A 16,388-nucleotide genomic window follows, 5' to 3' on the forward strand; every position below is an offset into this window, starting at 1 on the left:
GATGCCGTTTCGGAGTCGATTTTTATGAACGAAAAACCCGAATCAACCGATCCGTCGGACGACGGGCGCACGATTGCCGATATGTCCTTCGATTGGATGCCGTGGAACCGCGGTATCGTCAGGCGCGGCAAACGCCGCAAGCGCGAACGCGCTGCCCGTGACAAAAAGACGGAAAAACAACAATTTCGCGACGCGGTCAAAGGGCAATATCTTGCGATGCTGCCCGTACTATTTTGTATTATCGCCGCTTTTACGCTCATTTACCTGTTATTGCGGCTTTGGTTGAAATCTTGAGGTACCTATGAACTTTCACCTTTCAAAGCGGAAAACGATTCTATGTCTTTTTCTCCTGTTTCTTTCGTGTCTTGCGCTCGCGGCGTGCAGCAAAACGTTTCTGCCCGAGGAGCACGGCTTCACCGCTCTCGTCGTGTACGATGCGAACGGCGGCAGTTTCGGCACTTCCGACACGACGGGGATCAAGACGTATAAATATAAACCGTCGGTATCCATCATGGAACCGGGCGGAAAACATAATTTGCAGTTTAACGCGCCGAGCATGTCCTCAAAGCATGTCATCGCGTGGTTTCCGGCCCTTCTCGACGAGAACGGCGCACCCTTGAAAAACGAAGACGGCTCTTTTCAACTTGCGGACGAGCCCTGGGATTTTTCGGCGGATCGCCTTCCCGACGAGGCGGGCTATAAATTGTATTTGGTCGCGAAGTGGGGAATGAACTATAAACTCACCATCGACGTAGGCGAAGAAGCCCGCAAAGCGGGCGTGGAAAACATCGTCAATCAGAGTTTTACCGAAGCAGGTCCTATTTCGCAGCCCGGACTCAACCCCGAATGGAACGGATATACTTTCCACTATTATTATACGGAAGACGGAAAACGTTTGAGAACTTCTGAAGATTGGGCGCAACTGGTTTTGAATGACGAAACTCCCGAACTGACTATTTACGTTCGCTGGCTGACGGGCAAGTGGTATATCGTCACTTCCGCCGACGGATTATCCGACATGGGACAGCGCAATTATATCCTTGACGCGGACATCGATATGGGCGGAAGGGAATTCAAGACGCCGACGAATTATCAGGGCACGTTCGACGGAAACGGACACACGATCTCCAATTTCGAAACTTCTGTCAGACAGGGCGGTCAGGTATCGTCGGTCGGATTGTTTTCCTTTGCGGGCAGAGGCTGCGTGAAGAACGTGACGTTTGCAGACGCGACGTTGGCGGTCACGTTAACGTCCAGACTTACGGGCGTGGGGGCGCGTTTCAATGTGGGATTTTTCTGCGGGAACGGCGAGGCGCTCGATCTGGAAAACTTTGTCGGACTTGGATTCAGAAATTGTGTCTTGAACGTCAAGCGCGAAGTCGCGGCAGTGGATATGCCAGTAAAGACGGGTGAGAGCACGCATTTCGGGATTTTCGGAACGCTGAAAAGCGAACAGAATTTTACGCCCGTTGCGGGCAGCACGGCAATATCCGTGACCGTCGAATAAATATTTTTTACAATTTTTCCGAACATTTTCGGAAACGGATAGATTGCAGGGGCGAAAGCCCGAACGAATAATATTGCGAGGAGTTTAGAATGAAAAAGATTTTGGCAGTCATGCTTGCTTTTGTTTTCTGTCTCGGCATCTTTGCCGGTTGCGGGAAAAAGGATAATGGAGACGATAATCCGCCCGATAAGGAAGTGTACGTTCCCACGGAAGACGAGCAGACAAAAGCGTTGGTATTCGGGATCGACGGCGCGGACGGCGTATTCAGCCCCTTCTTTTCCAGCGCCGCGTACGATTCTGAGATTGTAGGCCAGACGCAACTCGGTATGCTCACTACGGATAACGGCGAACTGAAAAGCGGCGATAATTATGCCTGCGTGGCGAAAGATCATCGCAGCGTTTATTTGGATAGTCAGGGAAACGAGATCAAAAATGCGAGCGACGCAAAGTTTACCCGCTATGATTTTATTATTAAAAAAGGCCTTAAATTCTCCGACGGCGTCGATCTGACGATCAAAGACGTTCTTTTCAACCTTTACGTGTATCTCGATCCCGTCTATACGGGCAGCGCCACCATCTATTCGACGGATATCGTGGGGCTGAACGAATACAGAACGCAGTCCAAAGACGAAAGCGCGAACGACGCGCTCGAGGAACAGGCGGCCGTCAACGCGCAGACGCGTTTGAAACGCGCATCCGACTGGCTGAACAACCAGGCGCTCCTCGAAGATACGCCGAACGGAAAATACGAAGAACTCACTGCCGAACAGAAGAAACAGTACGTAATGGGTTTGGAAAAATACGAAGCCGAAATCAACAAGGATATCGAATTTTTCATTCCGTATTACCGTCAGGAAGTAGAGGGGAATTATCAGTCAGCAATTTCCTCGTTTGAAGACGACCGCAAAAATACTTACGCTTATGACGATGGCGAATACTGGCAGTCTTTCCTGTATATGTACGGCATTATCGACATCGCGTACAACGCGAAGGGCGAACCCATAAAAACGACGGTCGGCACGGGCGATGACAAAGTCGAACTATATACGTTCAACTTTGCCGACGATCCTACCATGACCAACGGCTGCAAATGGGTAAAGGATTACATAGAAGAATACGACGCCGAAAACTGGGAGAATATGTCGGGCGCGACCACGCTTGAAAAGCACAACAACGCAAAAATGGAAGCGGCGATCGAACTCGTTTACAGTACGACGGTCGGCGCAAACGACGAGAACGGCAAATTCAAATACGAATATTCCCAGTTTGCCCTGACCATTCTTTCCAGCGGCAGCACGAATACGCTGTTGACCGAAATGCAGGCGGACGAAAAATCCAAGATCATCGACAATACGGCGGGCGACAATCTCGTAAGGTCGATTTCGGGCATCACCACCTCGAAAGTCGATACCTTTGCGGGCGAAAAGTTGGACGGCGAGTACGATATGCTTTCCATTAAAATTAAAAACGTCGACCCCAAGGCGATCTGGAACTTTGCCTTTACGGTGGCTCCCTTGCATTATTATTCGTACGCAGGCGCGGGAGATGAAGGGGAATGGAACGTCAAAAATAATTTCGGCGTCCGCTATAACGATACCGATTTTATGAACAACGTCTTAAAAGACAGCGAAAAACTGGGCGTTCCCGTAGGAGCAGGCCCTTACAAGGCGAGCAAAGAGAGGGGACTGGGCGAAAACGAATTGTATCCCTCCAAGAACGAATTCAAAAAGAACAACCGCGTCTATTACGAGCGCAATACCTATTTTGATTTGGTCGATGGCAAAAAGGGCGGCGAAATTCAGAATGCAAAGGTCAAATATTTGCAATATCAGATCGTCAACTCGAATTTTCTGCTCGATTCGCTTTCCGAGAAAGAAATCGACGTGGGGAACGTTAACGCGACGGCCGCAAACGTCAAGCGTATCAACGGCATCGATTATTTAAAGGGCGACACCACGCGCACCAACGGTTACGGTTACGTGGGAATCAACGCCGCCAAAATTGCAGACGTCTGGATGCGCCGCGCGATCATGAAGGCGATGGATACCACGATTATCAGCAACGGTTATTACAACGGCGGCCTGTGCGACCTGATTTACCGTCCCATATCCATGGAATCCTGGGCGTATCCGAAAAACGACGCGGCTGAGAGGCCTTACGCCTTTACCGACGATCTGGGGTATGAAGTGGATTACGTTTACGACGGTTCGGGCGCCGATATTGCGAAAATGCTTGCCGCTCACGGTTATCAGGTCAGCAACGATAATAAAGTCCTTGCCGATCCCGACGGCAATAAATTGCCCAAGATCACCTTTACCATCGCGGGCGAATCCAACGATCACCCCGCATGGCAGATGTTCAAGAACGCGGAAAATGTTCTGGAAGGCATCGGTTTCACGATCGACGTAAAGACCGATCAGTTTGCGCTGCAAAAACTTTCCAAGGGCGAACTTACCGTTTGGGCGGCTGCCTGGTCGAGCACGATCGATCCGGATATGTACCAGGTTTACCACAAAGATTCCAACGCGGGCAGCACCTTGAACTGGGGCTACCGCGCCATTAAGGCGGACAAACAGAAATACGCCTACGAATGGGGCGTTATCGAGGAACTTTCCGATCTGATCGACCGCGCCCGTACCTTTATCGAAGAACCTCCCCGCAAGGATATTTACGCCAAGGCGCTCGATCTCATTATGGAACTTGCCGTGGAAATGCCCACGTATCAGCGTAACGATCTGACCGTCTATAACATTTCTAAGATCGATACAAAAACGGTCAATCAGAATCCTACGTCTTACGACGGTATCTTTGCGAAAATTTGGGAAGTCGGATACGTCAGATAACGGCGTTCGCCTCGGAGAGTTTTCATGGTTAAATATATCATCAAGAGGATACTGCTCGCCATCGTCATACTGTTCGGCGTATCCGTCATCATTTATTCGCTCGTCCGCATGATGCCGGGAGATTTCATTACCAATAAATTCATGCAGATGGTTATCGACGGCAAGATGAGCGAGAAAGAATTCAACCGCCTGTTAGAGGTGTACGGTCTTGCGGATCGTTCGTTCTGGGGTATCTTAAAAGGGTATTTCACATGGATCGGCAATGTGTTCCAAGGGGATCTCGGCCGCTCGTTCAAGTACGAAGACAGCGTCAGCACGATCATCGTCGAGAACATGGGCATCTCCTTCGGCATTGCCTTTGCGGCGCTCATTCTCGAATTCATCATCGCGATCCCGCTCGGCGTCAAGGCGGCGACCAACCAATACGGCGTCGTAGACTATTCCGCAAGCGTCCTTTCGATGATCGGAACGGCTCTGCCGACCTTCTTCTTCGCGGCGATCTGTATCCAGTTGTTCTCGGTGCAGTTGGGGTGGTTCCCCGTCAACGGACTGACGAGCACGCTCCCGTCCGACGCAACCGAGTGGACAAGGTTCTGGGATAAGATCTGGCATCTGGTCATACCCGTGTTCATCATGGTATTCCTTTCCGTCGGCTCGCTGATGCGATACACGCGCACCAACACGTTGGAAGTGCTCAATGCAGACTATATCCGTACGGCGCGCGCCAAGGGTCTGAGCGAGGGGAAAGTCATCTATAAACACGCTTTCAGAAATACTTTGATCCCGCTCGTCACGCTGCTTGCGGGCACGCTGCCGGGACTTTTCAGCGGCGCGATGATCACGGAGCAGATGTTTGCCATTCCCGGTATCGGGCTGAAAGCGTATGAGGCGCTCAAAGCGGGCGATATTCCTTTTATCATGGGATATAATATGTTCCTCGCCATTCTGACTGTTTTGGGAACGCTGCTCGCCGACCTGATGTACGCGGTCGTCGACCCCCGCGTTAAAATTTTGAAGTAGGAGACCGACATGAGCGAGAAAGATCAAAATAAAAACGCGGACGAGGTCGTGCCCAACGAAGAATTCGAAAACCTGTCGCCCCTGCAGGCGACGGGGCGGCCCGTCAACGACAGCGCAACAGAGTACGCCGAAACGGCGCTTGTTTCCCGCGGCGAAGCCCCCGAAGAAAAACTCGAAGACCGCATCAAGACGTTATCGCCGGGGGCGATGGTCGCAAAGCGGTTCTTCCGTTCCAAACTGTCGGTCGTAGGGCTGGTGACGCTCATACTTTTATTCGCATTTTCCTTTTTCGGACCGCTTTTGCAACTCGTCTGTCCCGCGATCTGGCAACAGGACGAAGTGGACCGTAGCCAGGGCAAGATCATCGAGATCAATCGTCCTTACGAATATCAGGACGCAGACGGCGAAACGCAGGTCGCTTACGAATACAGCGCCACGCCGAACAGTTTCAATTTCGATGCTCCCGTCAGTCCCACGCATTTACTGGGTACGGACAGAAACGGCTACGATATTTTTTCCCGTCTGATGTACGGGGGAAGGATCTCTTTGACGTTGGGTTTTGTCGTCGTCATCCTGGAAACGCTTTTAGGCGTTTTTCTGGGGGGCTTGGCAGGATATTTCGGCAAGTGGGTGGATATGCTCATCATGCGAATCGTGGATATATTCAACTGTATCCCGACGCTGCCGATCATGTTGATTATCAGTTATATGCTTGACGCAAACGGAGTGGCGGACATGCCGAAACTCTATATCATGATGGCGATGCTCACGCTGATCGGCTGGGCGGGCGTCGCGCGCATGGTACGGGGGCAGATCCTCTATCTTCGGGAGCAGGAATATATGATGGCAGCCGAATGTACGGGCATCAGCGTATGGCGAAAGTTATTCAAACACCTTTTGCCTAACGTCCTGCCGCAACTCATCGTTTCCATGACGCTGGGGCTCGGCGGCATAATTCTGACCGAAGCGACGCTCGGATTTTTGGGACTGGGCGTTCCCGCCGACTTTGCGACCTGGGGCAACATGATCAACGTGCTTACGAGCGAAGTTTCCTATTGGGGCGCATATCCGAACCAGTGGGTCCCCGTCGGTATCTGTATCGTGCTCGCGGTGCTCGCCTTCAACTTTGTCGGCGACGGTCTGCGCGACGCGTTCGACCCCAAAATGAAGAGGTAGAACATGTCGGAAGAAAAGAATCATTACCTTTCCAAAAAAGAATCGCGTAAGATCGCAAGCGAAAACAAGCGCTTTATCCGCGTTCTGGAAAAAAACAAGCGCCGCAAGGCGGACGAAACGGAATATACGGCGACGCTCTCGGACGAGCATAATATCGTAGAATTCGAAAATCTGCATACCTACTTTTTTACCGATTCGGGCGTTTCGAAAGCGGTCAACGGCGTTTCGTTGAACGTGCCGGAAGGCTCCGTCGTCGGCATCGTCGGCGAGTCGGGCTGCGGAAAGTCTGTCACGAGCCTGTCGCTCATGCGCCTCGTGCAGGCGCCGCAGGGACAGATCGTGGAAGGCGAGATCCGTTTTAAATCCAGCGAATATAAACTGGGCGCGGACGGAAAGCCTATTCCGATTTATTGCACGGAACCCGACGGACAGGGCGGAGAACGTCCCGTCATGGTCGCAAAGCGCGACAAAACGGGGCTCAAAATATGCGATGCGAAGGGCGAACCCGTGATGGTTCCGCTGCAAAAGCGCGACGAAGCGGGCGTCTTGTGTTTCGAAATGGAAGAAAAGGTGTTCGATCTTGCCAAAATGCCCGTCGCGCAGATGTCGCGTATCCGCGGGCGGCAGATCGCCATGATCTTTCAGGAGCCCATGACTTCGCTCAATCCCGTATTTACCGTGGGCAACCAACTGGACGAAGTGACGCTTCTGCACATTCCGGGCACAAATAAACAGGAGGCGAAACTGCGGAGTCTGGATATGCTCCGACAGGTGGGAATCGCCATGCCGGAGCGCGTCTATAAATCTTATCCCCATGAAATATCGGGCGGCATGCGCCAGCGCGTGATGATCGCCATGGCGCTCGCGTGCAATCCGCGCCTCATCGTCGCGGACGAACCTACGACCGCGCTCGACGTGACCATTCAGGCGCAGATCCTCGATCTTCTGCGCGACGTGCGCAAGAAAATGAAGGGCTCGATCATGCTCATTACCCACGATCTGGGCGTCATCGCGGAGATGGCGGACTACGTGTACGTCATGTATGCGGGCAAAGTGGTGGAGAGCGGCACCGTGCAGGAGATCTTCAAAGATCCGCTGCATCCCTATACGGTGGGGCTGCAAAAGAGCAAACCCGTCGTGGGGAAAGAAGTCAGAGAACTGTACAGTATACCGGGGCAGGTACCCAATCCCATCAATATGCCCGATTACTGTTATTTTAAGGAACGTTGCGACCGCTGCGTCGCCGACTGCGCAGGCGCGTATCCAGAATTCGTATGGGTCTCGCCCACGCACGGCGTGGCGTGCCATCGCTATACGGAGGGCGGCAAAAAAGAATGAACGAAGATATCGAGGTTTATAACGACTTCAAGGCGTCGGAGCCCATTCTGAAAGTGCGGAATCTGAAAAAATATTTTCCCGTCGGCGGCATCGGCAAGAATAAGAAATATCTGCGCGCGGTCGACGACGTGTCTTTCGACGTGTACCCCGGCCGGACGGTCGGCATCGTCGGCGAATCGGGCTGCGGCAAAACGACGATGGGGAGAACGATCCTTCGTCTTTATTCGGTCACGGGCGGCGACGTGAAATTCAACGGCTACGATCTGGGAAAGATGAAAGCGCGCGAACTTCGCAAGATCCGTCCCCAGATCCAGATGATATTTCAGGATCCGTATTCCAGCCTTTCCCCCCGCCTAACGGTCGGGGAGATCATCGGAGAGGCTGTGCGCGAGCACAGGATCGTCCCGCCCTCCGAATATAAAAAATACATACTGGAAGTTATGCAAAAATGCGGCTTGCAGCCGCAATATTTCGAGCGGTACCCGCACGAATTTTCGGGCGGACAGCGCCAGCGCATCTGCATCGCGCGCGCGCTCGCGCTCAAACCCAAACTGGTCATCTGCGACGAGCCCGTTTCCGCGCTCGACGTTTCCATTCAGGCGCAGATCATCAATCTTTTGAAATCTTTGCAGGAAAAGGACGGCATCGCCTATATCTTCATTTCGCACGATCTGTCCGTCGTGGAACATATTTCCGACGAAGTGGGCGTGATGTATTTAGGCAGCATGGCGGAATACGGCAAAACGGAGGATATCTTCGAGCGGCCGCTGCATCCTTATACGGAGGCGCTCTTTTCCGCCGTTCCCGTTCCCGATCCCGATTACAAGATGAACCGCATTATTTTAAAGGGCGACATTCCCTCGCCCGCGGATCCGCCTTTGGGCTGTAAATTCCATACGCGCTGCGAAAAGTGCATGGAGATCTGCCAAAGGGAAGAGCCCGTATTCCGTGAATACGCGCCCGGACATTACGTAGCCTGCCACCTCTACGACGAAGAGTGCCGCAGGGGTTAAAGAGGAGTTTATGGTTTACAAGAAGTTTAAATTTTTGTCGTGGGTACTCGTGCTCGTCATGTGCGCCACGTTTGCAATTTCGGCGCTGCTTCCCGAGGGGAAACGCGTAGACATCAGTGCGGATTCTTCCAAAGAATTCAGCCTGAGCGAAGACGATTCTCTGGGCTTTGCCGACACTTCCGCAGCCTTTGACAAAAGCAACGTAGTCAATGTAAACGCGAACGTGCAGGGAAAACACTGGATGATCGTATCGCTGAAAGGCGAAAGCCTATCCGAAACACACGGCTCTTCGCTGCAGGAGTACGCGAAATCCGCGCGAGGCAAGCGCGAAGCGGATAAACTTTTGTCCAAGCAGGCGAAGTTTCTTTCCGCGCTCCGCGGCGAAGGAATTCCCTTTGAATACAAGTACGGATATACTTTGCTCGCCAACGCCGTCGCCATCAAGGCGGACGTAAAATATGCAAACCGTATTTCGGGCATGGACGGCGTAAAATCGGTGAATATTTCCGAATATTACTATGCCCCCAAGGACAGCGCCGTGACCAACGACGCCAACGTGTGGGGCACGGGTATCTATAAAGTAGACGAGGAGATCGCCGCCGAGTATAACGGCAGGGGCATGGTCGTCGCCGTCCTCGATACGGGGCTGGACGCCAGCCACAAGGCTTTTTTGACCAACCCTTCGGATAAGGAAGCCCTTTTGACCAAGGACGATGTGGGCGCGCGCGTGTTCGACGGCGCCAGATCGGGCGTGCAGGCGAAAAATTCTTCGGTTACCGTGAACGACGTCTATTACAGCGAAAAAGTTCCCTTCGCCTACGACTACGCCGATAACGATGCGGACGTATATCCTTCCTATTCCGCGCACGGCACGCATGTGGCGGGCATCATAGCAGGTTCTCCCATTCTCGACGATAACGGCGAACAGGAAACCATCAAGGATCAGGACGGCAACGAGATCCTCGATAAAAACGGCAATCCCATGACCTTTACGGGCGTCGCGCCGCAGGCGCAACTCGCCATCTGCAAAGTATTTACGGACAGCGAAACCAAAGAAACTTTGGGCGGCGCGGAAACCGCCGACATTCTCGCGGCGCTCGAAGACTGCGTGAAACTGGGCGTGGACGTCGTCAATATGAGTCTGGGCTCGTCCGCGGGCTTTTCGACGGGCGACGACGAATATATGCAGACCGTGTACGACAGCGTGCGCGAAGCGGGGATTTCTCTCGTGGTCGCGGCGAGCAACGATTACAGTTCGAATTACGGCGGCGCATACGGCACCAACCTTTCGGGCAATCCCGATTCCGCCACGGTCGGCTCTCCCTCCACCTACGCGGGCGCTCTGAGCGTTGCGAGCATCAACGGTCAGCAGGCGAAATATATCCGCGTCAACGTGGCGGGTAACGATAAATATCTGTACTATACCGAGGCGAGCGACGGCAACGGAAATCAGAAGGATTTCATTGCCGAGTTGAAAGCCAAACACCCCGAACTCGTGAACAGCCAGACTGGCGACATCAAACTCGATTACGTGGTCGTTCCCGGGTACGGCTTGTCCGTCAACTATACGCGCAATATCGACGTGAAGGGCAAGATCGCAGTCGTCCGCCGCGGCGGAAACGTCACGTTCGAGGAAAAGGTGCGCGTTGCAAAATTGAAGGGCGCGATCGCCTGCGTCATCTACAACAACGTGTCGGGCATTATCCGCATGAGTCTGGGCAACCTGAACGATCCCATTCCAACCTGCTCGATCACCATGGACGCGGCGAACAACTTTGTTTCCTTCCAGAAGGGGACCATGTATGTGAACGAATCGCAGAAAGCGGGTCCGTTCATGTCCGACTTTTCCAGTTGGGGCCCGACGCCCGATCTGAAACTCAAACCCGAAATTTCCGCGCACGGCGGCGAGATCACATCCACCGTTCCCAACGGTTGGGCGGAATACAGCGGCACAAGTATGGCTTCGCCCAATATGGCGGGCGCGATGAGCCTGATCCTTTCTTACGTCAAACAAAACGTATCATACGATCAGAACAACACCGACCGCGACGCGGTGGCAATGTCCAACTTCCTCGTGATGAGCACGGCGACCATCGCCCGCGACGAAGCCGATCAGCCCTATTCGCCGAGAAAACAGGGCGCGGGTCTTGCCGACATCAAAAAGGCGATGTCCACCAAGGCGTATCTGTATGTGGACAAGGGCGACAAAGCGAAAATAGAAGTGGGCGACGATCCCGAAAAAACGGGCGAATATACGCTGAAATTCCGCGTGAAGAATATGTCCGACGCACAGCGTACGTATACACTCGGCACCAAGACGATGACCGAAACGATCGCATCCGACGGCATGACCGTCGCCGAACGCGCGTATATGCTCGACAATATGTCGGATATTTCGTTCAAAGGCAAGGGCGTGACGGGCGATAAACTCGTGCTCGCCGCCGGCGCGGACGTGGAGATCGCCGTACAGATCAACTTGGGCGCAAGCGCGAAAGCGTATATCGATAAGAATTTCGAAAACGGAATGTACGTCGAAGGTTTCGTAACTCTTACGGACACTTCGACCGATACGCCCGTCGATCTGAACATTCCCTGGCTGGGCTTTTACGGCGACTGGTACGCCGCGCCCATGTTCGATATTTCCGAATACGAACTGAGCGAAGCATTGCAGGACGACAGCATTCCCGACGACGAAAAGCCGCAGGCAGCCATCTATCCCACCGTACCGCTCGGCTCCTATAACGAAAACAAATATATTATTCCTCTCGGCACCTATCTCTACGAACAGGAAGCGGGCGTGCGCCAGATCTATTCTTCGTCGGACAAGGCGGCGATCTCCATCTACGATACGAAAGGACACCGCACAGTCAGCCAGTTGTACGCGATATATGCGGGACTTTTGCGCGGCGCAGAATATATGAATATCTCCATCACCGACGCCGTCACGGGCGAAGTCGTGTTCCAAAAGACTGACAAGAACGTGCGCAAGGCGTACACGGGCGGTTCGAGCACCGCGCGTGCCGCCGTCGTCGAACTGGAATGGAGCGCCAAGGAATTGGGCTTGGATAACAACAAGCAGTACGTATTCCATATGGACGGAAAACTCGCCAGCATGGAAAACCGCCCGTACGACGCGAGTCAGTATGCCTACGGCAAATCTTTCGACTTCAATTTCTACGTCGATACCGAAGCGCCCGAGATCGTCGATTACCGCGTGCGCTACGAGCCGTATAAGGACGAGAGCGAAAAGATCCGTTATTCGGTATATCTCGACGTGGACGTATACGACAATCATTACGCGCAGTCCATTGCGCTGTGTTTCGCCGATTATTCTACCATGACGCTCGAACTTCTCGATGCGAACATGACGCCTATTTACAGCGAAAAGAACTCGACGACCACCGTGACGCTGGATATCACCGACTATTACGATCAGAACGTCGATTTATATTTGCAGGTAGATGATTACGCGCTCAACGCGCGGGCTTATCGCATCAATAACTTCAAATCGCTTGCCGACGCGGTCAATTATCCCGAATCCATCGAGATCGTGAGCGGCGAAGACGCGACGGGCGAAGGTTATTCCAAGGCCGTCACCATCGGCGTCAACGAAGCGTATAAACTTGAAACGCTGATCGCGCCTGCCGACGCGACGTCCGTCAACCTGTATTGGAGTTCGGACGACGAGAACGTCGTGCGCGTCAAAGACGGCGAACTGTTCGGCGTCGGTCCCGGCACCGCGCTGGTGCGCGTGTACGGCGGCAAGAACGAATATGCGAGCGCATCGGACGGCATTCTCGTGACCGTTTCGGACGAAGTCAAGAGTGAGCCGGGCGTCAATAAAATGGAGTTGGGACTCATTCAGAATACCGACGATAACCTCGTCAATCCGACAAATGCGGTGGTTAAGGTGCACCCGAACGAAAGTTTCCGCCTGCGTGCGACTCTGGAACCGTGGTATACCTCCGTGCCGCCCGTCATCGAGTGGGAATCTTCCGTGCCCGAAGTCGCTTCCATCGGTAAGGATACGGGCTACGTCAAGACGCTTTCGGAGGGAAGTACCGTCATCAAGGGAACCCTGATGATCAACGGAAAACCCAGCCTGTATTCCGTGTCCACGACGCTCGCGGTCGGCCCCGAATTCGTGGTGCAGAACGGATATCTCAGAGAGTATCACGGCGCGGGCGGCAAGGTGACCATTCCCAAATCGCTCAACGTCTACTATATCTACGAAGAAGCGTTCCGCGACAACGTGAACATCACGGAACTGGAAATTTCCGCGCCCTGCACGGAAATCCAGCCCTTGGCGTTTGCAAACATGAAATCGCTCAAACGCGTCGTTTTCCCCGAAACCATTGAATTCGTCTACCGCAACGCATTTTACGGCTGTTCCAAACTCGAACAGATCGATCTGCATTCGCGGGCGATCTCTTTCGGTGCGCAGTGCTTTGCAAACTGCGTATCGCTCAAACGCATCAACAACGTGCAACTTCTGAACGGACTCAAAAAAGAGGACGTACAGATCCTCGATCTGAAAGAGGGTGTGGATTTCAAGCGTATTCCCGCGCATATGGCGTCCATCGGCGACGAGGCTTTTGCGGGATGCAGCGGCCTTGAAGCACTGGATATCACAGGGCTTCGCGTCGCGGGACAGGGGGCTTTCTACAACTGTATCGGGCTCAAAAAAGTCACGCTGAGCCGCTTTACCGCCATCAGCGACGATATGTTCCTCAACTGTAAAAATCTTACTCAGTTGGTCTACACCGACCTTACCCCCGATCAGATAGACGTCATCACGTATCCCAACAAGGTGTCGCCTTTCGGAAATTGCAATATACGGGAGATCACGTTCCTCGGCGGCGGCGATGCTTTCGTCATGGAAGAAGTGAACGGCGTTTCCGCGATCTACCGCGGCGAGGACAAAAAGACGCTTATACGGGTGGGGCAGAACGCGGTTTCTTTCACGGTTCCCGCCTCAGTCGAAGTCATTGCGGCGAACGCGTTTTCGGGTAACTCGAAACTGTCTTCCGTCAACTTTGCGGAGAGCGGCAACTTAAAAGAGATCGGCGCGTACGCTTTCTCGGGCACGGGACTGACTTCCGTCAAACTGCCCGCGACGCTGGAAAAACTCGGGAAAGGCGCTTTCTCCTGGTGCGAGTTCATGACGAGCGCAGACCTTTCCGTTTTCCGCGGCGCATTGCCCGAACAGGCGTTCTACAACGCGGCGTTGCAACAGGTATCGTTCGGCGCAAACATCACGGAAATCGGCGCGCAGTGTTTCGCCTATACGGAACTCGGTGACGTGGATCTCAGCGCGACGAATGTGAGCGCGCTCGGCGACGGCGCGTTCGAAAATTGCGAAAAACTCGTCGGCGTGAAACTGGGCAGGATCGTTTCCATGGGCGACGGCGTGTTCGCCGTGCACGGCAGCGGAGCGCTCGTCAGCGTTTCCTTTGCCATGGGCAGCAGCGCGCTTGGCACGAATACTTTCTCTCGTCAGGCCGTTTTGCGCCTTTTGGAACTTCCCGAAAGCATGAAAGCGCTCACCGAGATCGGAAACGGCGTGTTCCGCGGCTGTAAAGCGCTCGAAGGCGTGCCGTTCGTCCCCGTCAGCGTGGGCGATTCCGCATTCGAAAATTGTACTTCGCTCAAAAATATAGATCTTTCCGCACTGAAAACCGCAGGCGACGCGGCGTTCAAAAACTGTTCCGTATTTGCGGCGGGCGATCTCAGTCAGTTGCAGATCATCGGCAAAGAAGCGTTCTACGGCTGCGTAAAATCGCTTTCGTTCGACCTTCCTTCCGTCACGGCGGTCGGCGCGCGCGCGTTCGAGGCCTCGGGCGTGAAAAGTCTGGATTTCCCCAATATCAAAACGATGGGGGATTACGCGTTCTTCAATACCGCAATCGCGGGCGCAAACGGCACGTTATCGATTCCTTCCGGCATCGAAAAGATCGGCGAGGGCGCGCTCGGCGGACTGACTTTTATCACCGCTTTCTCTATGGGCGAACACGATAAATACTTTGTTGAAAACGGCGTTTTGTATGAGCGCGTGCCCAACGGGGTGCAGATTCTTGCCTGCCCTGCGGGAAAAACGGGTAAAGTCGTGCTGAACGACCGTACCGTGCGCGTGGCTGCCAGTTCCTTTGAAAATGCCACCCGCATCACTTCCGTCGAATTCCCGTACGTATTCAAAGCGGTCGGGAATAGAGCCTTCTTCAACTGCGGCGCGGGCGAATACGTGTTCGGCTGTCTGAAAGCGCCCGTGCTCGAAGCCAAGCCCTTGACTGCGGACGACTTTGCGGCGGGCTCTGAAATGTACCGTATTCTCGACGATGCGGGCAGCATTGCCAGCGAAAAATTCTACGCAAACTTTAAAGACTACGTTGCGCTCGTACTCTTTGCGGGCAAAAACGGCATCGTAGGCAAGGATGATCTGCAATTAAAACTCGTCTGCCCCGAAAACGCAACTGGCTTTGACGGGCGGATTTATGCGGCGTATTTCTCCGACAGGCGCACGAGCGAAATCATCGCGGACGACAACGCGCGCAGCGCGCTCGCTCTGATCGGGCAACTCCCTTCGGCGGAAACGGTGCTTGCGCTCGATAAGAGCGACGCAGCCGCATGGAAAGAATACCGTTCCGCGGCGGCTGCCGCGCGCGAAGCGTTAAATCTGGTATCCGCAACGCAGAGTCGATTCGTTACCAACGCCGAAACTCTCTATCAAGTGGAAGAGGCCATGCGCGAGCGTGCCGCCGATTTCGGCGAAATCGTTACCCGCAAGAGCATTTCCGTAGGAAAGGAAGCGGCGAAGATGAGTTATCTGCGCGGTGAAAAATTCGATCCCGCGGGCATGGTGCTCGTACTTGTCTGGTCCGACGGTTCCAGGGAGGAGATCACGAAAGGATATAGCATCGTCGGCGGCGATAAGCCGCTCACGCTGAACAACCGTACCGTTACCATTCAGTACGAGGGACTGTCCACCGTGCTCAACGTGACGGTCAATAAACCCGCCATCGAATCCATCGAGGTGGAAACGCTGCCCGCAGAGCAGGATTATCGGCCCGGAGATACGTATGTGTCGGCAGGACTTGTGATCAAGATCAACTATGTGGACGGCATCAGCGAACTTCTGTACACGGGTTATACCGTGGAAGCCGACTTGCTGAAAGCGGGGGACAACGTCATCACCGTTTCCTACGGTGGCAAGACGATCACCTATAAGGTCACGGTAGAAGAGCAAGACGACGGCGTGGATCCCGAACCCGCGCCGAAAGGCTGTGCTTCCGCGGTCGCGTTTGCGTCCGTAGTTCCTGCGGGACTGCTTCTCGCGGCGGCGCTGTTCGTCCTGCGTAAAAAGAAAAATTCTTAAAAACCCGATCGGGCGCCGCGCCACATTCGCGGCGCCCGTAATTTTTTTTGCGGCAGATTGATTTTTTCGGCCGTTTATGATATACTGAAAAAAGAAGCGGCGGATGGCCGCAAATTTGA

General features: G+C 53.7%; 8 protein-coding genes. All 8 read left to right on the plus strand.

What is annotated here, in order from left to right:
* The first annotated feature begins 24 nt into the window (after positions 1-24).
* Positions 25-294 carry a hypothetical protein gene (locus ESZ91_RS07695; protein ID WP_129225811.1) on the plus strand — a complete coding sequence of 90 codons (270 nt, stop codon included), beginning with the start codon at positions 25-27 and terminating at the stop codon, positions 292-294.
* A 7-nt stretch (positions 295-301) separates the two neighbouring features.
* A complete protein-coding gene (locus ESZ91_RS07700; protein ID WP_129225813.1) occupies positions 302-1,507 on the plus strand; it encodes a hypothetical protein in 1,206 nt (401 codons plus the stop codon).
* Positions 1,508-1,596: 89 nt separating this feature from the next.
* Positions 1,597-4,350 (plus strand): ABC transporter substrate-binding protein, encoded by a 2,754-nt coding sequence (locus tag ESZ91_RS07705; RefSeq protein ID WP_129225815.1) that lies wholly within the window; start codon positions 1,597-1,599, stop codon positions 4,348-4,350.
* Between the two features lie 24 nt (positions 4,351-4,374).
* Positions 4,375-5,370, plus strand: coding sequence for an ABC transporter permease (locus ESZ91_RS07710; RefSeq protein WP_129225817.1), 996 nt, complete (start codon positions 4,375-4,377; stop codon positions 5,368-5,370).
* A 9-nt stretch (positions 5,371-5,379) separates the two neighbouring features.
* Positions 5,380-6,546, plus strand: coding sequence for an ABC transporter permease (locus tag ESZ91_RS07715; RefSeq protein ID WP_129225819.1), 1,167 nt, complete (start codon positions 5,380-5,382; stop codon positions 6,544-6,546).
* A gap of 3 nt (positions 6,547-6,549) precedes the next feature.
* Positions 6,550-7,884: an ABC transporter ATP-binding protein gene (locus ESZ91_RS07720; RefSeq protein ID WP_129225821.1), complete on the plus strand. Its 1,335-nt coding sequence runs from the start codon at positions 6,550-6,552 to the stop codon at positions 7,882-7,884.
* A complete protein-coding gene (locus tag ESZ91_RS07725; RefSeq protein WP_129225823.1) occupies positions 7,881-8,897 on the plus strand; it encodes an ABC transporter ATP-binding protein in 1,017 nt (338 codons plus the stop codon). Before ESZ91_RS07720 ends, ESZ91_RS07725 begins: the two co-directional genes overlap by 4 nt.
* A 10-nt stretch (positions 8,898-8,907) precedes the next feature.
* Positions 8,908-16,269 (plus strand): leucine-rich repeat protein, encoded by a 7,362-nt coding sequence (locus ESZ91_RS07730; RefSeq protein ID WP_129225825.1) that lies wholly within the window; start codon positions 8,908-8,910, stop codon positions 16,267-16,269.
* Positions 16,270-16,388 lie beyond the last annotated feature (119 nt).

It is taken from the genome of Candidatus Borkfalkia ceftriaxoniphila (assembly GCF_004134775.1).
Taxonomy (GTDB): Bacteria; Bacillota; Clostridia; order Christensenellales; family Borkfalkiaceae; genus Borkfalkia; species Borkfalkia ceftriaxoniphila.